The organism is Geodermatophilus sp. SYSU D01186, from assembly GCF_054050215.1.
The window spans coordinates 1-17,893 of the sequence record NZ_JBJGYW010000058.1 but is presented as its reverse complement, the minus strand read 5'-3'; the positions used below and the strand labels follow the sequence as shown (position 1 = coordinate 17,893).

Annotated in this window: 18 protein-coding genes; 9 read left to right on the top strand and 9 right to left on the bottom strand. The window is 74.9% G+C overall.

The genetic code is table 11. From position 1 onward, the window contains the following. The first annotated feature begins 239 nt into the window (after nt 1-239). Nucleotides 240-1,217 (top strand): NAD-dependent epimerase/dehydratase family protein, encoded by a 978-nt coding sequence (locus ACI784_RS24415; RefSeq protein ID WP_457015237.1) that lies wholly within the window; start codon nt 240-242, stop codon nt 1,215-1,217. 59 nt (nt 1,218-1,276) lie between these two features. On the opposite strand, the gene ACI784_RS24410 is transcribed toward ACI784_RS24415, so the two are convergent. The 5 genes from ACI784_RS24410 to ACI784_RS24390 form a co-directional block, all read right to left on the bottom strand. Continuing rightward, a complete protein-coding gene (locus tag ACI784_RS24410; RefSeq protein ID WP_456925655.1) occupies nt 1,277-2,278 on the bottom strand; it encodes a sulfite exporter TauE/SafE family protein in 1,002 nt (333 codons plus the stop codon). Between the two features lie 237 nt (nt 2,279-2,515). Next, complete coding sequence (locus ACI784_RS24405) at nt 2,516-3,928, bottom strand: MFS transporter (protein WP_457015236.1); 1,413 nt, start codon at nt 3,926-3,928, stop codon at nt 2,516-2,518. Nucleotides 3,929-3,935: 7 nt separating this feature from the next. Beyond that, a complete protein-coding gene (locus tag ACI784_RS24400) occupies nt 3,936-4,937 on the bottom strand; it encodes an anion permease (protein ID WP_456925653.1) in 1,002 nt (333 codons plus the stop codon). Nucleotides 4,938-4,943: 6 nt separating this feature from the next. Then, nucleotides 4,944-5,561, bottom strand: a complete 618-nt coding sequence (locus ACI784_RS24395) for a DUF47 domain-containing protein (protein WP_456925652.1) — start codon at nt 5,559-5,561, stop codon at nt 4,944-4,946. Between the two features lie 106 nt (nt 5,562-5,667). Beyond that, on the bottom strand, nt 5,668-6,216 hold the full coding sequence (locus ACI784_RS24390) for a sigma-70 family RNA polymerase sigma factor (protein ID WP_457015235.1): 549 nt from the start codon (nt 6,214-6,216) through the stop codon (nt 5,668-5,670). 85 nt (nt 6,217-6,301) lie between these two features. Here ACI784_RS24390 and ACI784_RS24385 point away from each other — a divergent pair, with 85 nt between their 5' ends. From ACI784_RS24385 to ACI784_RS24365, 5 genes are read left to right on the top strand one after another with little or no spacing between them, the layout of a single operon-like run. Then, on the top strand, nt 6,302-6,946 hold the full coding sequence (locus ACI784_RS24385) for a zf-HC2 domain-containing protein (protein ID WP_457015234.1): 645 nt from the start codon (nt 6,302-6,304) through the stop codon (nt 6,944-6,946). After that, nucleotides 6,943-8,766: a copper resistance CopC/CopD family protein gene (locus ACI784_RS24380; RefSeq protein ID WP_457015233.1), complete on the top strand. Its 1,824-nt coding sequence runs from the start codon at nt 6,943-6,945 to the stop codon at nt 8,764-8,766. The genes ACI784_RS24385 and ACI784_RS24380 overlap by 4 nt, the downstream gene beginning before the upstream one ends. 31 nt (nt 8,767-8,797) lie before the next feature. Further along, entirely contained in the window at nt 8,798-9,559 is a 762-nt protein-coding gene (locus ACI784_RS24375) for a YcnI family protein (RefSeq protein WP_457015232.1), read from the top strand. Continuing rightward, nucleotides 9,556-10,212 carry an SCO family protein gene (locus tag ACI784_RS24370; RefSeq protein WP_457015231.1) on the top strand — a complete coding sequence of 219 codons (657 nt, stop codon included), beginning with the start codon at nt 9,556-9,558 and terminating at the stop codon, nt 10,210-10,212. The genes ACI784_RS24375 and ACI784_RS24370 overlap by 4 nt, the downstream gene beginning before the upstream one ends. Beyond that, the gene (locus tag ACI784_RS24365) at nt 10,209-11,291 is read left to right on the top strand and encodes a hypothetical protein (protein ID WP_457015230.1); all 1,083 of its coding nucleotides are present in this window, start codon (nt 10,209-10,211) and stop codon (nt 11,289-11,291) included. The genes ACI784_RS24370 and ACI784_RS24365 overlap by 4 nt, the downstream gene beginning before the upstream one ends. A 91-nt stretch (nt 11,292-11,382) precedes the next feature. Here ACI784_RS24365 and ACI784_RS24360 read toward each other — a convergent pair whose 3' ends face one another. Genes ACI784_RS24360 through ACI784_RS24345 form a run of 4 tightly spaced genes read right to left on the bottom strand, consistent with a single transcriptional unit; the run spans nt 11,383 to nt 15,641 of the window. Continuing rightward, the gene (locus tag ACI784_RS24360) at nt 11,383-12,219 is read right to left on the bottom strand and encodes a phosphocholine cytidylyltransferase family protein (protein WP_456925645.1); all 837 of its coding nucleotides are present in this window, start codon (nt 12,217-12,219) and stop codon (nt 11,383-11,385) included. Further along, a complete protein-coding gene (locus ACI784_RS24355) occupies nt 12,209-13,333 on the bottom strand; it encodes a CDP-glycerol glycerophosphotransferase family protein (protein WP_457015229.1) in 1,125 nt (374 codons plus the stop codon). Before ACI784_RS24355 ends, ACI784_RS24360 begins: the two co-directional genes overlap by 11 nt. Then, the gene (locus ACI784_RS24350; protein ID WP_457015228.1) at nt 13,330-14,112 is read right to left on the bottom strand and encodes an HAD family hydrolase; all 783 of its coding nucleotides are present in this window, start codon (nt 14,110-14,112) and stop codon (nt 13,330-13,332) included. The genes ACI784_RS24355 and ACI784_RS24350 overlap by 4 nt, the downstream gene beginning before the upstream one ends. Before the next feature lie 20 nt (nt 14,113-14,132). After that, nucleotides 14,133-15,641 carry a mannitol dehydrogenase family protein gene (locus ACI784_RS24345; RefSeq protein WP_457015227.1) on the bottom strand — a complete coding sequence of 503 codons (1,509 nt, stop codon included), beginning with the start codon at nt 15,639-15,641 and terminating at the stop codon, nt 14,133-14,135. A 484-nt stretch (nt 15,642-16,125) separates the two neighbouring features. Here ACI784_RS24345 and ACI784_RS24340 point away from each other — a divergent pair, with 484 nt between their 5' ends. From ACI784_RS24340 to ACI784_RS24330, 3 genes are read left to right on the top strand one after another with little or no spacing between them, the layout of a single operon-like run. Continuing rightward, nucleotides 16,126-16,905 (top strand): M23 family metallopeptidase, encoded by a 780-nt coding sequence (locus tag ACI784_RS24340; RefSeq protein WP_457015226.1) that lies wholly within the window; start codon nt 16,126-16,128, stop codon nt 16,903-16,905. Nucleotides 16,906-16,926: 21 nt separating this feature from the next. Next, nucleotides 16,927-17,340: a helix-turn-helix domain-containing protein gene (locus ACI784_RS24335; protein WP_457015225.1), complete on the top strand. Its 414-nt coding sequence runs from the start codon at nt 16,927-16,929 to the stop codon at nt 17,338-17,340. Nucleotides 17,341-17,360: 20 nt separating this feature from the next. Beyond that, on the top strand, nt 17,361-17,774 hold the full coding sequence (locus ACI784_RS24330; RefSeq protein ID WP_456925639.1) for a VOC family protein: 414 nt from the start codon (nt 17,361-17,363) through the stop codon (nt 17,772-17,774). Nucleotides 17,775-17,893: the final 119 nt, after the last annotated feature.

Below are 17,893 nucleotides of genomic sequence, written 5' to 3'. Positions count from 1 at the left end.
GCGACCGCCCCGATGGTCGTCGATCCAGACATACAGTGCGGTCAGGAGGGTGTTTAGGTCGGTCCTCACAACCCGAGCCTGAACACCCTCCGCCCGCGCCTACACCGTCCTTCGGCCCTGCGGCGCTGCCCGCCGATAGGACTTACTCGTCTAGGCCCCGCCACGCCGACCTCCCGAGCCGGCTACGCCGACCGCGAACCGGCTGGACGCCGGGGGAGCGGGTGCAGTGGGCTGCCCGCATGCGACTGCTCGTCCTCGGCGGCACCCACTTCCTCGGCCGGCACGTGGCCACGGCCGGGCTCGACCGCGGTCACGACGTGGCCACCCTCACCCGCGGGGTGTCCGGGGAGCCACCCGACGGTGTCCGCGCCCTGCACGGCGACCGTGACGACCCCGCCGCGCTGCCGGCCGCGCTCGACGGGTGGTCGCCCGACCTCGTCGTCGACACCTCATGCCAGACCCGCGCGGCGGCCCGCCACGCCACCGCGCTGAGCGGCATCCGCGGCTACGCGTTCGTCAGCAGCCTCAACGCCTACGCGACCTGGCCGCCGGGCCCGGTCGGCCGCGAGGACGACGAGCCGACCTGGGACACCGACGACGACGAGTACGGGCCGGTCAAGGCCGAGGCGGAGCGGGTGCTCGAGGCGGCGTACCCCGGCCGGTTCCTCACGGCACGGGCCGGGCTGATCCTCGGCCCGCACGACCGGATCGACCGGCTGGGCTGGTGGCTGCGGCGCATCGCGCGCGGCGGGCGGGTCGTCGTCCCGGACGCGCTCGACCAGCCGATCGCCGCCGTCGACGCGCGCGACCTGGCCGGCTGGCTGGTCGCCATGGCGGAGCGGGGGGCGGCCGGCGCGGTCAACGCCACCGGCCCGGCCGGGATGACCACGCTCGGCGGGCTGCTGGCCCTGTGCCGGGAGGTGACCGGCGCGGACGCCGACTGGGTGGTCGTCCCGGAGGCCGAGCTGCTCGCCGCGGGGGTGGAGCCGTGGGTGCACCTGCCGCTGTGGCTGCCCGCCGACACCGCCCGCACCGCCTGGCAGGTCGACACCACCCGGGCCCGCCAGCTCGGGCTGCCCAGCCGGCCGCTGCGGGAGACCGTGGCCGACACGTGGGCCTGGCTGCAGAGCGCCGGGCAGCCCCCGCCGCCGCCACGGGGGTTGCCGCGTCCGGGGCTGCCCGCCGACCTGGAGGCGGCCCTGCTCGCCGGCCGCTGAGACGCCGAGAGGCCCCGCCCGGCAGTGCCGGGCGGGGCCCCTGGAGGGGGTCCTTTCTCTCAGTCGCGCGGGGCGCTGGGCCGGCCGGCCCGCAGCTCCCGGTCGAGGTCCGCGGCGTCGGCGGCGTCCGCCGGCAGTGCGATCTCGTCGTGCACGTGCACCGCCTCCGCGGCCAGCGCGTCGGCCGACTCCAGCGCGCGGTCCTTGCGGTACTCGCGGAAGGAGTGGACGACCGCCGCGGCCCAGATCGCGTAGAGCACGGCGTAGACCGCGTAGCGGGCCGGGTCGGAGGCGTCGATCCAGTCGCTGCGCAGCAGCGTCCGGGTGTTGGTGATCACGATGATGCCGCCGACCAGCGAGCCGAGCATCCGCGGCGGCACGTGCCGCACCAGCCACGCGGCGATCGGGGCGGCGACCAGGCCACCGCCGAGCAGTCCCAGCACCCACAGCAGGTTGATGCCCTGGGAGCCGAGGGCGAACAGGAAGCCGAGGCTGGCGGCCAGGGCGACGAGGAACTCGGAGGTGTCGATCGAGCCGATCACCTTGCGCGGCTCCATGCGGCCGCTGGCCAGGATGGCGGGGGTACCGACCGGGCCCCAGCCGCCGCCACCGGTGGCGTCGACGAAGCCGGCGACCAGGCCCAGCGGGCCGAGGAAGCGCTTGCGCATCGGCTTGCCGAGGTGGCGGCGGTCGACGCCGCGCAGCGTGAAGCGCACCAGCAGGTACACGCCGAGCGAGAGCAGGATCAGCGACATCACCGGGGCGGCGACCTCGGTGGAGAGGCTGGACAGCACGGTGGCGCCGAGGAAGGCGCCGATGGCGCCGGGGACGCCGATCTTGGCGACGACCTTCCAGTCGACGTTGCCGAACTTCCAGTGCGCGAGACCGGACGCGAGCGTCGTCCCGATCTCGGCGAGGTGGATGGTGGCCGACGCGGTGGCCGGGTTGGTGCCGATGGCGAGCAGCAGGGTGGTGGACGTGACGCCGTAGGCCATGCCCAGGCTGCCGTCCACGAGCTGCGCACCGAGGCCCACGAGGGCCAGCAGGACGAGTGTCTTCACGAGGGGGCTCCGGATCCGGGGAGGTCCGCGGGCGCGCAGCAGGGCGCGACACGGCGCGGGACGAGCGTGGAGGGGGTGCGCGGGAGCGCGGGGGTCAGCAGCCCGGACAGCGAGCGGTGCAGACACGCAGCAGGTCGACGTGGATCCGCCCCACCAGGAGCACCGTCGTCGCCGCCACGAGTGTTATGTCTACCAGATCGGTCGGGATATGCCGAATGCCGTTCCCACCGTGCGGGATCAGCTCCGCAGGACGTCGGCGCGGACCGTCGCCAGGGACACCGCGGCGCCCAGGACGTACAGGGCGGCGCACACGAGCATCGCGGTGCGGTAGCCGGCGGCGAACACCTCCGGACGGGCGTAGTCGGCCCCGGCGAGGCCCACGGCGACCGGGAGCGTCGCGACCGCGAGCAGCTGCGCGGCCCGCGCCACGGCGTTGTTCACGCCACTGGCGACCCCGGCCAGCGCGTCGGGCGCCGCGGCGAGCACCGTGGCGGTCAGCGGCGCCACCGTCGTGGCCATGCCCAGCCCCTGCAGCAGCGACCCGGGCAGCACCGCGGTCAGGTAGGACGACCCGGCGTCCACCCCGGCCAGCCACGCCGTCCCCGCCGCGGTGAGCAGGGGGCCGACGGTCATGGGCAGCCGCGGGCCGACACGCACGGCCAGGGACCCCGCCGCCGGAGACAGCAGGGTGATGAGGGCGATGGAGGGCAGCACGGCCGCGCCGGCCGCGGCGGCGTCGTAGCCGAGCACGATCTGCAGGTGCAGGACGAGGAACAGCGACGAGCCGCCCAGGCCCGCGTAGACGGCGAACGTGGCGAGGTTCGCCCCGGTGAACTGCCGTTCGGCGAACAGCGACGGGGGCAGCAGCGGGTTCTGCGCCCGCCGCTCCCGGACGACGAACCCCGCGCCCGAGGCCACCCCGAGGACGCCGGCGGCGGCCACGTCCGCGCGCCCCGGGTCCTCCCCGGCCGCGATCAGCGCGTGGGTGACCGCGCCCAGGGCCAGCGCGCCGAGGACCGCCCCGGGGACGTCGAAGCGGCCGTGGCGGGTCCGGTCGCAGCTCTCCGGCACGTGCCGCCCCGCGACGACGAGCACCACCGCGGCGACCGGGACGTTGAGCAGGAACACCAGCCGCCAGCTGCCCGCGTCGACCAGCAGGCCGCCCAGGAACGGGCCGAGCAGCCCGGCGATGCCGGCGAAGGCCGACCACAGGCCGATCGCGCGTGCCCGGTCCTCGGCGCGGAACGAGGACTGGAGCAGCGCGAGGCTGCCCGGCGTCAGCAGCGCGCCGCCCACGCCCTGGACCACCCGGGCGGCGACCAGCTGTCCGGGGGAGGCGGCGATGCCGCACACCAGCGACGCGGCGGCGAACCAGGCCACGCCGAGCAGGAACACCCGGCGGCGGCCGTAGCGGTCCCCGAGCGCCCCGCCGAGCAGCACCAGCGACGCGAGGGCCAGCGTGTAGCCGGTCACCGTCCACTGCAGCTCCGCCAGCGAGGCGTCCAGCTCCCGCCCGATCGTCGGCAGGGCGACGGTGACCGCGGTGGTGTCGAGGAAGGCCATCCCCGAGGCGAGGACGGTGGCCAGCAGCAGCCACCGCCCGCGCGCCGTCCCCAGCTCGACCGGTGGCGCCTGCTTGCCCCCGGTCACGGGCCGCTCAGCCGATGAGGTTGTGGGTGAGGAAGTAGGCCAGCGCCGCGACCGCACCGGCTGCCGGAAGGGTGACCACCCACGCCATCACGATGCTGCCGGCGACGCCCCAGCGCACGGCCGACAGCCGCCGGGTGGCGCCCACGCCCATGATCGACGTGGTGGTGATGTGCGTCGTGGAGACCGGCACCGCGAACACCGTCGCGGTGGTCACCATGACACTGGAGGCCACCGTCTGCGCGGAGAAGCCACCGGCCGGGGTCAGCTGGATGATCCGCCGTCCGAGCGTGCGCATGATGCGGAACCCGCCGGCGTAGGTGCCCGCGCTGATCGCCAGTGCGGCGGAGATGACCACCCACAGGGGGACGTCGAAGGTGTCGATCTCCCCGGCGGTGAACAGCGCGAGCGTGATGATGCCCATGGTCTTCTGGGCGTCCTGGAGGCCGTGGCCGAGGGCCATGGTGGCCGAGCTGACGATCTGCGCGTAGCGGAAGCCCCGGTTGGCCCGGCTCACGTTGGAGCTCCGGAAGGCCCAGAGGATGACCAGCATGAACAGGTAGCCCAGCCCGAAACCGACCAGCGGTGAGACGACCATCGGGATGACGACCTTGTCGAGCACCCCCATCCACTTCACGGTGTGCGCGGCGGCCAGCGCGGCGCCGACCAGGCCGCCGATCAGGGCGTGCGAGGACGACGACGGCAGGCCGAACCACCAGGTGATGAGGTTCCACACGATCGCGCCGATGAGGGCCGCGAACACGATCTTCAGCCCGTCGGAGCCCTCGGGCGGTTCGATGATCCCCTCGCCGACGGTCTTGGCCACCTCGGTGGACAGCATCGCGCCGACCAGGTTCATCACCGCGGCCAGGGCCAGGGCGACCCGAGGGGTGAGCGCCTTGGTGGAGACCGCGACGGCGATGGCGTTGGCCGCGTCGTGGAAGCCGTTGGTGTAGTCGAAGGCCAACGCCACCAGGACGATCAGGACCAGCGCGACGAAGGCCGCGTCCATACGGGGTCAGGACTCCTTGACGGTGATCGTCTCGACGACGTTCGCCACGTGCTCGAAGGCGTCCGCGGCCTCCTCCAGCTGGTCGGCCACCTCCTTGAGCTTGAGGATCTCCAGCGCGTCGAACTCGCCGCTGTAGAGGCGCGACAGCAGCCGCCGGTACAGCTTGTCCGCCTCGTTCTCGATGCGGTTGACCTCGATCCAGTAGTCGGAGAGGTCCTTCATCGTCCGCAGCCGGGGCATCGCCTCGGCGGTCGTCTGGGCGGCCCGCTGCAGCAGGGCGGCCTGCTGGCTCATCTCGGCCGGGAGCGTGCCCAGGCCGGTGAGGATCACCAGGTCGGCGGCGGCCTCCACGAAGTCCATGACGTCGTCGAGGTCGCTGGCGAGGTTGTAGATGTCCTCGCGGTCGAACGGCGTGACGAAGCTGGAGTTGAGCTGGCGGAAGATCGCGTGGGTGGACTGGTCACCCGTGTGCTCGAGCTCGCGCAGCTTGTCGGCCAGCTCGCCGCGGCGGGCGTGGTCGTGGATGAACTCGCCGAGGACGGCGGTGGCCGCCACCAGGTTCTCCGCGGACGCGGTGAACAGCGGGTAGAAGCTCGAGTCCTTGGGGGTCAGGCTGAAGGGCACGACGTAGGGCTCCCGATCGACTGAGGGGGACCGCTGGCCCGCCTGCCTGGCGGTCGCACGGCCGTCGGGAGCATAGGTGCCCGTTCACGAGCACTTCACCCGGACGTCACCGGGACGCTGCGTCGGCTTCCTCACTCCCCAGCGCGGCGACGAGGTCGGCGCGGGCCCGGGCGACCCGGGAACGGATGGTGCCGACCGGGCAGCCGGCGACCTCCGCGGCCTCGGCGTAGGGGAGGCCCAGCAGCTGGGTGAGCACGAACGCCTCCCGGCGGTCGGGGGCCAGCCGCGCCAGCAGGTCGTGGACCACGGCACCCTCGCCCACCCGGTCGGTGGCCTCGGGCGTGTCCAGGGCCTCCAGGTCGGCGTCCTCCCGGACCAGGCTGAGCCGGCGGCGCCGGCGGGAGCGCACCGCGTCGGCGCAGACGCGCCGGGCGATGGACAGCAGCCAGGTGCGCAGGGACGAGCGCCCCTCGAAGCGGTGCAGGGCGCCGAAGGCCCGGAGGTAGGTCTCCTGGGTCAGGTCGTCGGCGGACTGCCGGTCGCCCAGTGCCGCGCACAGGCGCCAGACGTCGGACTGGGTGGCGCGCACCAGCGCCGCCGCGGCCAACGGGTCGCCGTCGACCGCGGCGACCGCCAGCCGGTCCAGTTCGTCCACGCCTGTCATCCTCCCCGGAGCCGCCGTCCGGGCCGATCCCGAAAGTGGGGGGAACCAACCGCGCCTGCGCGACGACTAACCCATCATGCAGTGCACCCCCTACCGCGAGGCGCTCTCCGCCCGGCTGGACGGCGAGTCGCCCGGCGTGCCCGCCGCGGAGCTCGACGAGCACCTCGCCGGATGCGCCGGCTGCGCCCGGTGGGCCCGGCAGGCCGAGCAGGTCACCCGGCGCGCCCGCCTGGCGCCCGCGCCGCCGGTGCCCGACCTCACCGCCGCCGTCCTCGCGGCGCTGCCCCGCGAGCTGCCCGGCACCGCGGCGGCGGCCCGGGCGCGGCTGACCACCAGCGCCCTGCGCCTGGCGCTGCTGGCCGTGGGCGTCGCGCAGGCCGCGATCGCCTGGCCGGCCCTCGCCTCCGGCGCCGCGGCGATGAGCGCACCGGTGCACATGGCGCACGAGACCGGCGCCTGGAACCTCGGCATCGCCGCGGCCCTCCTCGCCGTCGCCGCCGCCCCCCGGCTGGCCCCCGGTGCCCTGCCGTTCCTCGGCACCTTCGCCGCGCTGCTGGCCGCCCTCACCGTCGCCGACCTGCGGGCCGGCCACGTGCACGCCGACCGCGCCGTCGTCCACGCGCTGGTGCTCCTCGGGGTCGCCCTGGTCGGTGCCGTCGCATGGCGCGGGCGGCGCCGCCGCGCCGTGCCGGCGGTCGCCCGCGAGCGGGTGCCCGCGTGAGCGCGCTCCCGACGGCCCGCCGCGCCCCGGCCGGGCTGCTGCTCCTCCTGGCGCTGGTCGCGGCCTGGCTCGGCGTCGGGGTGGTCACCGCCCCGCCCGCCGCCGCGCACGCGGAGCTGGTCAGCACCGACCCGGGCGAGGGCGCGCGGCTCGAGCAGGCCCCCGGCGAGGTGACGCTCACCTTCACCGAGGGCGTGTCCATCGGCGCCGGGTACGCCCGCGTGCTCGACGCGGCGGGGGAGCGGGCCGACGCCGGCGCCGCGACCGTCCAGGGCGACACCGTGGTCGTCCCCCTGCGCAGCGGCCTGGCCGACGACGGCTACCTGGTCACCTACCGGGTGGTCTCCGCGGACTCGCACCCGATCTCCGGGGCCTTCTCCTTCGTCGTGGGGGACGGCGAGCTGCTCGCGGCCGGCGCCGCCGCCGAGGGGCCCGGCACCGACGCGGTCGTCGCCGTCCTGCTGCCCCTGGCCCGCTGGCTGGGCTACGCCGGCCTGGCCCTCGGCATCGGCGTGCCCGTCCTGCTGCTGGCCGGCTGGCCCGCGGGCTGGGCATCGCCGCGGCTGCGTGCGCTGGTCACCAGGGGCCTGGTCGCGGTCGCGGTGGGAGCGGTCCTGGGCTTCCTGCTGCAGGGGCCCTACTCGGCCGGCAGCGACGTGCGCTCGGTGGCCGACCCGGCGCTGCTGGGCGCCACGCTGCAGTCGGTCAACGGCATCACCCTGCTGGTGCGGGCCGTGCTCGCAGTCGCGCTGCTCGCCCTGCTGCGGCCGGTGTGGCGCCGCGGGGCCGCGCCGGCGCCGGCGCTGGCGGCCGGCGGCGGAGCGCTGGCGACCGCCCTGGTGCTGGCCACCGCGGCCGTCGGGCACCCGATGGCCGGCGCCTGGCCGGTCCTGGCCGTCGGCGCGGCCGCCGTGCACGTCGCGGCGATGGCGGTGTGGCTCGGCGGCCTGGTCGGCCTGCTCGCCGGCGTCCTCCGCGAGGACGCCCCGGCGGCCGACCTCGCCACCGCGCTGCCCCCCTTCTCCCGGCTCGCCGCGGGCTCGGTGACCGCGCTCGTGGTCACCGGGGTGGTCCAGAGCGTGCGCGAGGTCGGCTCGCCCGTCGCCCTGGTGACGACGACCTACGGCTGGGTGCTGCTGGCCAAGCTGGCCCTGGTGCTGCTCCTGCTCGCCGCCGCCGGCATCTCGCGGGTGTGGGTGCAGCAGCACCTCGGGATCTCCCGGCCGCGTCCCGCGGGACGGCGCCGGGTGACCGCGCACGCCTTCGCCGCCGGGGAGGACACCGCCGCCCACCCGGACACCGCCGCCCACCCGGCCGTCGAGTCGGCGGCCGGTGCCCGCGCCGAGGTGCAGGCCCGTGCCGCGGCCGCCGAGCGGTCGTCGCTGCGCCGCACGGTGCTGGTCGAGCTGGTCATCGCCCTGGTCGTCCTCGGCCTGTCGTCGGTGCTGGTCGCCACCCCGCCGGCGCGCGCCGAGGTCAGCCGCCCGGTGGACGTGACCCTGCCGTTGGAGACCGCGGCCGGCACCGACGGGAGCGTGCAGGTGTCGGTCGACCCGGCCGCGGCTGGTCCCAACACGCTGCACGTCTACTACTTCGACGACACCGGCCGGCTGGCCCAGCCGGTCGACATCCGGGTGACGCTCACCGAGCCGGCCCAGGAGATCGGCCCGATCGACGTCGACCTCGCACCCGCCGGCCCCGGCCACTACGTCGGCGACGGGATGACCATCCCCGGCGCCGGCACCTGGACCCTCGCGGTGACGATCCGCGTCGACGAGTTCACCGCCAGCACGGCGAGCACGACCCTCGCCGTCCGCTGACCCCGCACGACCCACACCCGACAGGAGAACCGTGTCCACACCCCTGCCCCGCCCGCTCGCGCGCCTCGGCGTCGTCGTCCTGGCGGTGCTCGTCGCCCTGGCCGCTGCCGTCGCCGGAGCCGGCGCCGCCTCGGCCCATGTCGGCGTCTCGTCCACCGACGCCGCCCCGGGCGGCTTCGGCAAGCTGGTCTTCCGGGTGCCCAACGAGAGCGACACCGCCAACACCGTGGCGCTGCGCATCTCCATCCCGGAGGAGGCGGCGATGGCCTCGCTCCGGACCCAGCCCCTGCCGGGCTGGACGGTCACCCTCACCCGGTCGGACCTCGAGACGCCGCTGGACAACCACGGCGAGCAGGTGACCTCGTACGTGTCGGTCGTGGAGTTCCGCGCCGAGGACGGCGGCGGCATCCGGCCGGGCGAGTTCCAGGAGTTCGCCCTGTCCGGCGGGCCGTTCCCCGAGGCCGACGCGATCAGCTTCCCGGCGGTGCAGACCTACAGCGACGGCACCGAGTCGGCCTGGATCGAGCCGACCGTCGACGGCCAGCCCGAGCCCGACCGTCCCGCGCCGGTGCTGACGCTGGCCGCGTCGTCCACCGGCGGGGACGGCGCCTCGGCCGGGGGTGGCACGACCGGCCAGACCGCCACCGACACCGCCGCCTCGACCGAGGCCGCCGGGGACGAGGGCTCCGCCACGGGCACCGTCGCGCTGGTCCTCTCCGTCGTGGCCCTGCTGCTGGGGCTCGGCGGCGTCGCCCTCGGGTGGCGCGCCGGGCGTCGTACCGTGTCCTCGTGAGCCCGCACCGCCGCAGCCGTCTGGTCGCCCTGGTCGCCTCGGCCGGGATCCTGCTGGCCGGCTGCGGCGGTGGCGCGGCCGCCGAGGAGGGCGGCGAACACGAGCACTCCGGCGGCGCCGCCGTCGTCGAGGGCCCCGACGACCGCTACGCCGGCGTCGACCTGCCCGACCCCTACCAGCGGCCGTCGTTCACCCTCACCGACACCAGCGGGGCGGCCTACGACTTCGCCGCCACCACCGCCGGCACGCCGACCCTGCTGTTCTTCGGCTACACCAACTGCCCCGACATCTGCCCGACGACGATGGCCGACGTCGCCGTCGCGCTGCGCAACGTGGACCCGGCGCTGGCCGGGCAGGTGCAGGTGGTCTTCGTCACCACCGACCCCGCGTTCGACACCCCGGAGGTCCTGGGGGAGTACCTGGGCCGCTTCGACGCCGACCTGCCCAACCGCTTCATCGGCCTGACCGGCGACCAGGCCGCGATCGACCAGGCCCAGCTGGCCGCCGGCGTGCCGCTGGCGGAGGACTCCGGCCGGCTGCACTCCTCACTGCTGCTGCTGTACGGGGCCGACGACCTCGCGCACGTCGCGTTCAACGGCGGCAACACCAGCCGGGACATCGCCCGCGACCTCGCCCTGGTGGCCGGGGCGTGACCCGGCGGCTGCCGGCCCGCCTCCTCGTCGTCCTCCTCGGGGTGCTGGCCACCCTGCTCGTCGCCGGTCCGGCCACGGCCCACGTGGGCGGCGGCGCCGCGGGCAGTGACTTCGACGGCCGCGTCCTGGCCGTCGAGCCGTCGATGCCCGGCGTCACCGTGCGAGTGCTCTCCTTCGGCGACGAGTTCGAGGTGGTCAACGGCACCGCCGTCGACGTCGAGGTGCCCGGTTACTCCGACGAGCCCTACCTGCGGATCGGTCCCGACGGCGTGTGGCGCAACGCCCACAGCCCGGCCACCTACATCAACCTGGACCGCTACGGGCGGACGACGCTGCCGGCCGACGCCGACCCGGCCGCCGAGCCGGAGTGGGTGCAGGTCTCGACCGAGGCCGAGTACGTCTGGCACGACCACCGCACCCACTGGATGAGCGAGGACCTGCTGCCGCCGGCCGTGGCGGCCGACCCGACCCGCGAGCACGTGGTGTCGGAGTGGGTCGTGCCGATGGCCTACGACGGCAGCGAGGTGCAGGTGCGCGGCGAGCTCACCTGGAGCCCGCCGCCCTCGCCGTGGGTGGTGTGGCCCCTGTACGCGGTCCTGGCGCTGGCCGCCGTCGCCGCCGGTCTGCTCGCCCGCGGCCCGCGCCCGCTGGGTGTGCTGCTGCTGCTGGGGGGCGCCGCCGCGCTGTGGCACGCGGTGGCCACCCCGGAGCCACCGGCCAGCGTCTCCTCGCACGCCGGCGCGATCGCCTCGGCCCTCCTCCCGGGCCTGACCGCCGCCGGGGTCGCCGTCCTCGGGTTCGTCGTGTCCCGGCGCGGCCGCGGCGCGATGACCGGCCTGCTCGCCGTCGTCCTGGGCTGGCTGTTGCTGGTGCAGGGGCTGCCCGACGTCGACGTCCTGTGGACCGCGCACGTGCTGTCGGCCGGCCCGTCGCTGCCCGCTCGCGCCGCCGTGGCGGTGCTGGTCGCGGTCGGCGCCGGGTGCGTCCTCGGCGGGGTGGCCGCCGTCCGCCGGTTCCGGGAGCACGGGGGGCCCCACCGGAGCCGGCACTCCGCCGGCGAGCCGCTGCCGGTCGGCTGAGCCGGCAGCGGCTGCGGGGTCGCGCCTCGGCTCCTGGCCCCGTCCAGAGGCTCACCGCGAGCCTGCGAGCGGTGAGGAGGACGGGGTCCTTCTACAGGTCGCCGGGCACCGACTGCAGGTGGGCCCGGGCGGAGAACAGCTCGTTGGCCCGCTCCAGGTCCGCCTCGAAGTCGACCTCGACGGCGGAGAACCGCGAGATGTCCAGCGGCGTGAACCGCAGCCCCTCGTCGCGGATCGCCGTCTCGATGCCGCGCTCGAAGTAGTCCTGGGCGGCGCAGGTGCTCAGGTGCTCGACGAGGACGGGCTTGTCCGCCGAGGACACGTAGTTGATGCCCACCGCCTCGCCCAGGCCACCGACGACGGTCTTGGAAAGCTCGGCGATGCAGCCGTCGGCGTCGAGGGTGTACTTGACCTCCTCGTCGGCGACGCTGGAGGTGTCGACGCAGACGAAGCTCTCGTCGGCCCGCAGCGCCGGCAGGGCCGCCTCCAGCACCGCGGGGTCGAACACGACGTCCCCGTTGAGCCACAGCACGCCGCCGTCGCGGGTGGCGCGCATCGCCCGCAGCAGGCTCTGCGAGGTGTTGGTGACGGCGAAGTCGGGGTTGTAGGCGAACCGCACGTCCGGCGCCGCCTCCATGACCCGCTTGGCCTTGAACCCCACGACGACGGTGACGTCGACCGACGGGCCGAGGACGGCGCGCAGGCCGTCGAGCTGCCGGCGCAGGATGCTGCGCCCGTCGTGCAGCGGGGTCAGCGGCTTGGGCCAGGGCCGGCCGAGCCGGGTCCCCATGCCGGCGGCGAGGATCACGACCTGGACCGGCGCGGGCACCGGCTCGGCAGCCGGGGCGGTCCCCGTCGTGGGAGCCGGCAGCGGAGGCACCGTGCCGGTCAGGCCCAGGTGCGCGGTCGTGGCACGGTCAGCGAGCACTGTCGTCCCCTCCTCGGGTCGTGGTGGTGGTCCCGGCGGACGCCGCCGGTGGGAAGAGCAGGTCGAGGACGCGCTCGGTGGCGTGGCCGTCCTCCAGGTGGCAGAAGGTCTCGCGGAAGCGGGCGTAGCGCTCCGCGTGGGTGGCGGCGACCGCGTCGAGGTCGGCGATCGCCTCGATCAGCTCCTCGCTGGTCGACAGCAGCGGCCCGGGGGCGACGTCCTCCAGGTCGAAGTAGAACCCGCGCAGCTCGTCGCGGAAGTACGCCAGGTCGTAGGTGAAGAACAGCATCGGCTTGCCGGTGATCGCGAAGTCGAACATCGTCGACGAGTAGTCGGTGACCATGGCGTCGGCGGCCAGGTAGAGGTCCCGGATGTCGGGGTGGCTGCAGACGTCGCGCACCGGCGAGCCGTCGACGACCTCCAGCCGGTCCATCACCATGTTGTGCAGCCGCAGCAGCAGGACGTGGTCACCTCCGAGCCGGGCGGTGAACTCGTCGAGGTCCACGGGGAACTCGAAGTCCTGCGGGCCGGTCTTGTTGAACACCAGGTCGTCGCGCCACGTCGGGGTGTAGAGCACGACCTTCTGGTCGTCTGAGACGCCGAGGTCGGCCCGGACGGCGGCCCGGACCTCCGCGGCCCGCGGGCTGCTCAGCAGGTCGTTGCGCGGGTACCCGGTCTCGTGGAGGGCGCCGGTGTAGCCGAACGCACCGCGCAGCCGCGGGGTGCTCGCGGCGTTGGGCGACAGCAGCAGGTCCCACCGGGCGATGTCGTGCTCCAGGTAGGCCAGCCGGCCCTCCGGCGCCCAGCGGACGTCGTTGTGGATGCGCTTGAGCGGCGTGCCGTGCCAGGTCTGCAGGTAGGTGGTCCCCGGCCGCTTCTCCCAGTCCAGCGGGATGTGGTCGTTGGAGACGACCAGGTCGGCCCCCTCCAGCGCGGCGATCGACTCCGGGCTGCCGAAGGTCACCGTGGCGACGTCGTCGGGGAAGGTGGCCTGCGTGTGCGGCGCGGACAGCCACGTGTGCGTGGCGTCGACGCCGCGGGCCCGCAGCGCCTCGTAGAGGGCTCGCGGGCTGTCGGAGAAGTGGCCGCGGAAGGCCACGTACACGATGTTCACTTCGCCCCTCCCGTGGAGAGCAGGTCGCCGGCGGCCCGGCGGGTGAGGACGGGGAGCAGCAGGTCGGCCAGCTGCGACCAGGAGTCGACGAGGACGAGGACGCCGGCGTCGGTGAGCGCGGCCGCGCGCGCGGGCCGCTCGGCCTCGGCCACGAAGAGCAGGTTGCCGACGGTGGGGCAGCCGGCCCGCACCGCGGAGAGGGCACCGGGCACGGAGTCCTCGACGGCCAGCCCCGCCTCGGGCGCGATGCCGAGCTGCTCGCAGGCGTGCAGGTAGACGGCGGGGTCGGGCTTGCTGGTGGGCACCGGCAGCGAGTCCTCCGCGCTGAACCGCACGGCCGGGGGGATGAGCCCGGCCAGTCCGGTCGCGGTGAAGCAGGCGTCGAGCCGGGTGAGCGCGCTGGAGCTCACGGCGGCCAGGCGCAGGTGTGCCGACAGGGCCGTCAGCGCGTCGGTGGTCGGCCCGTGCGGGGTGAGGGTGGCGCCCAGGTGGGCGGTGACCGCGCGCTTCTCCTCGGCGACCCACGGCTCGACGTCGACGTCGGACCGCCCGGCCTCGGCGGCCAGCCGGCGCGACGTCGTCCGGAAGTTCATCCCGGTGGTCGCCAGCCGGAGCTCCTCGGCGGTGAAGCGCAGGTCGACGCCGAGATCGGCGAGGAAGCGGTTGGTGACCTCGGCGGAGGCGACGAAGGCGGGTTCCTCGGAGGGGAACAGGTTGCCGTCGGCGTCGCAGAGCAGGGCCTCGAGGCGCCCGACGAGCGTCTCGGGGAGGGCGGGCATCGGGGGAGTTCCTCCGGGGGTCATCGGGGCAGGGACAAAGGACGGGCGGGGCCGGTGGCGAGGGTCTCGGCGACCGTCCGGTGCACGCCGTCGCGGTCGATCCGCTCGAGCACGGCGCGGAGGTCCTCGGCGAAGCCGGGGACCTCCCCGAGGTCGCCGAACACGGGCCGGACGCCGAGCAGCGGGCGCGGGTCGGTGCCGCCGGCGAGGGCGAGCGCCCGGAGCTCCTCGGCGCGGGGGTCCTCCATCGGCAACGGCCGACCCGCGGGATCGGTGCCGCGCAGGTACCGGCACCAGCCGGCGACGGCCAGGGTGAGCAGCCGGCTGGGCCGCCCCTCCGCCAGGGCCTGGCGCAGCGAGGGCAGCAGGTGGTGCGGCAGCTTGGTCGACCCGCGCCGGCACAGCCGCGGCAGCCCGTCGGCGATCGCCGGGTTGGCGAAGCGCTGCAGCAGGGTGCGCTTGTACTGGGCCAGGTCGACGCCGTCGGGCCGGGGCAGCAGAGGGGTGACCTCGTCGTCCATCAGCCGGGTGACGTACTCGGTGAAGACCGGGTCGGTCATCACCTCGTCCATGCGGCCGAACCCGGCCAGTGAGCCCAGGTACCCGAGCGCGGAGTGGCTGGCGTTGAGCAGCCGCGTCTTGATCAGCTCGTGGTCGCCGACGTCCGCGACGTACCGGACGCCGACCTCCTCCAGCGGTGGACGGCCGTTGCTGAAGGTGTCCTCGATGACCCACTGCGAGAACGGCTCGGTGATGACCGGCCACCGGTCGTCCACGCCGTACCGCTCGGCGACGGCGGCCCGCTCATCGGGGGAGGTCTGCGGCGTGATCCGGTCGACCATGCTGCTGGGGAAGGCGACCCGGTCGGTGATCCAGCGGGCCAGCACCTCGTCCCGGAGGCGGGCCAACCCGACGACCGCGCGCCGGGTGGCGTCGCCGTTGCGGTGGATGTTGTCGCAGGAGACGACGGTGAACGGGGCCAGGCCCGCCCGCCGGCGCCGGTCCAGCGCCTCGACCAGGTAGCCGAACACCGTCGTCGGGGCGTGCGGGCCGGCGAGGTCGCGCAGGACGGCGGCGTCGTCGGGGTCGAACTCGCCGGTGTGCGGGTCCAGCCGGTAGCCGGCGCCGGTGATCGTGAGGGTGACCATGCGGGTGCGCGGGTCGGTCAGGCGGTCCAGCACGGCCCCGGGGGCGTCGGGGGCGAACAGGTAGTCGACCATCACGCCCACCACGCGGGCCCGCTCACCGTCGGGGCTGCGCTCGACGACGGTGTACAGGTGGTCCTGCGGGGCCAGTGCCTCCTGCATGGTGCGGTGCCGCAGCCCGACGCCGACGACGCCCCACTCCCGGGAGATCCGGCGCTCGGCCAGCTCGTCGAAGTACAGCAGCTGGTGGGCGCGGGAGAAGCCGCCGACGCTCAGGTGCACCACAGCGGGCGTCAGGGCCGTGCGGTCGTAGGTGGGCACGGTGAGGCGGGCGCCGTGGCTGCGCAGGGTCTCCTGGCTCAGCGGGCGGACCAGGGGCCGCACGGGGGTCGGCGTCTGGGCGACGGTCGGCGTGTCCGGTGCGGGGAGTACTCGTGATGCCGGGAAGCGCTCCGGACTCGCCATGCGGCATCGGCCCTCTCTCGTGCGTGTGGTGCGGTCGCCCCCTCGCAGCGGTCCCGTTGGGTCGTGCCTCACCGCCGGTCAGCGGGGGCAACGGGTGGTGCAGCGTTGATCATGACTACACGGCGGAACGCGTGCTGGCCACTCGGGTGCGGGGCGACGGGTGTCGCGGGCGTCCGAGCGCGGATGGTTTCACGCCGGAAACGTCCAGTGGCCCGAATCCGGCTCCGCGAAACATGCGCGGTCGTCCACCCGTGCGACACGTGGGGTGTGTGGGACATGACACAGCGGCGTGTCGCACGTGACGCGCCGAGCGCAGGGTCACGAACGGATTACGGAGTGTTTGGATGGGTGCAACCCCATCGGGCCCGGCGACGGGCTTCTTCCCCACGAGGCGGGTAGGTACATGGCCGCACGGCGTCGCTCCGCGAGCAGCGCGGAGTTCCCGGTCCCCGGCTCCCGCCGGGCTGCCCGCACCCCGGCCGGGTCCGCCCGCCGCCCGGTGTCGGGCTCGCGTCGCGCGCCGCTGCTGCTGGCCGCGCTGGTCGCCGGAGGGGTCGTCGCCGGTGTCACCGGCGTGACCGGTGCACCCGACGCCGCGGCTGAGGCGACCTCGGTACTGTCGGCCCAGACGGACCTGCTCACCACCGAGGAGGACGTCGAGCTGCTGCCGCAGGCGTCCATCTCCGTGGCCGAGGCCCGGGCCCGGCTGGACGAGGTGGCCGCCTCGCGGGCCGCGCGCGCCGAGGCCGAGGCCGCCGCGGCGGAGGCGGCCCGGGAGGCGGCCCGCCCGAAGGCCGTGCTGCCGGTCTCCGGCGCTCGCTTCACCAGTGGCTACGGCGGCCGCTGGGGCACCTTCCACTACGGCATCGACCTGGCCGCCCCGATGCGCACCCCGGAGTACGCGGCGATGGACGGCGTCGTCCTGCGCGCCGGCTCGGCCAGCGGCTTCGGCCTGGCGGTCTACATCCTCCACGAGAACGGCGACGTGACCGTCTACGGCCACATGGACAAGATCCTCGTCGAGCCGGGCCAGTACGTGGAGGCCGGCGAGACGATCGCTCTGCTCGGCAACCGCGGCCAGTCCACCGGCCCCCACCTGCACTTCGAGGTGCACGAGGGCGGCATCAACGGCGAGCGCATCAACCCGGTGCCGTGGCTGGAGGAGCGCGGCGTCGAGATCTGACGCTCGTGGTGGGATGCGGCCGTGGGTTCCGCGGTCGAGGACGCCAACCGGCGGTTGCTGCGCGCACGTGACGCGATGGACCGCGCCTACGCCGAGCCGCTCGACGTCCCGACGCTGGCCCGCATCGCCCACGTCTCCGAGGCGCACTTCATCCGCACCTTCCGGGCCACCTTCGGCGAGACGCCCAACCGGTACCTGCAGCGGCGCCGGGTGGAGCGCGCGATGTCCCTGCTGCGCTCCACCGACCGCAGCGTGACCGACATCTGCATGGACGTCGGGTTCGCGAGCCTCGGCACGTTCAGCCGGGTGTTCCGGGACGTCGTCGGGGAGCCGCCGAGCGTCTACCGCCGGCGCGGGCCGCTGCCGCCGGTGCCGACCTGCTTCGCGATGGCGTGGGCCAGACCGAGCAGTTTCGGAGAAGCGCCGGGGGAGTGAGGGTCCCTAGCGTCGTCCCCATGCTGACCGCGATCACCATCACCCAGATCTACGTCCCCGACCAGGACGCCGCGCTCGACTTCTACGTCGGCAAGCTCGGCTTCGAGGTGCAGTCCGACATGGACTTCGGCCCCATGCGCTGGCTCACCGTCAACCTCCCGGGCCAGCCCGACCGCGCCGTCCTGCTCGAGAAGCCCGGCGCGCCGTCGCTCAGCGAGGAGACCGCCGGCCAGGTGCGGGCGCTCATCGCCAAGGGGGCGGCCGGCGGGCACCTCTTCTTCGCCTGCGACGACGCCTACAAGACCCACGCCGAGCTCAAGGCCCGGGGCGTGGAGATCACCGAGGAGCCGGTCGACCAGCCCTACGGCATCGACTTCGGCCTCCGCGACCCCTTCGGCAACCACATCCGGATCGCCCAGATGAAGCAGGGCTGACTGTGAGCCTGGCCGGGTCGGTCCATCGGTGATGGGCTGACGGCCGGTGGCAGTGGGTGTGACTCCAGGTCTGACTGGCTTCGTGCCTTTGAGCGGACTTGTCCGCCTGCTGCTGCCGG

What these genes read in the sequence shown, in the direction of transcription:
- ACI784_RS24340 (WP_457015226.1), top strand. Translation starts at nt 16,126, where the DNA reads ATGGCCGCACGGCGTCGCTCCGCGAGCAGCGCGGAGTTCCCGGTCCCC.
- ACI784_RS24400 (WP_456925653.1), bottom strand. Translation starts at nt 4,937, where the DNA reads ATGGACGCGGCCTTCGTCGCGCTGGTCCTGATCGTCCTGGTGGCGTTG.
- ACI784_RS24385 (WP_457015234.1), top strand. Translation starts at nt 6,302, where the DNA reads ATGCAGTGCACCCCCTACCGCGAGGCGCTCTCCGCCCGGCTGGACGGC.
- ACI784_RS24415 (WP_457015237.1), top strand. Translation starts at nt 240, where the DNA reads ATGCGACTGCTCGTCCTCGGCGGCACCCACTTCCTCGGCCGGCACGTG.
- ACI784_RS24350 (WP_457015228.1), bottom strand. Translation starts at nt 14,112, where the DNA reads ATGCCCGCCCTCCCCGAGACGCTCGTCGGGCGCCTCGAGGCCCTGCTC.
- ACI784_RS24330 (WP_456925639.1), top strand. Translation starts at nt 17,361, where the DNA reads ATGCTGACCGCGATCACCATCACCCAGATCTACGTCCCCGACCAGGAC.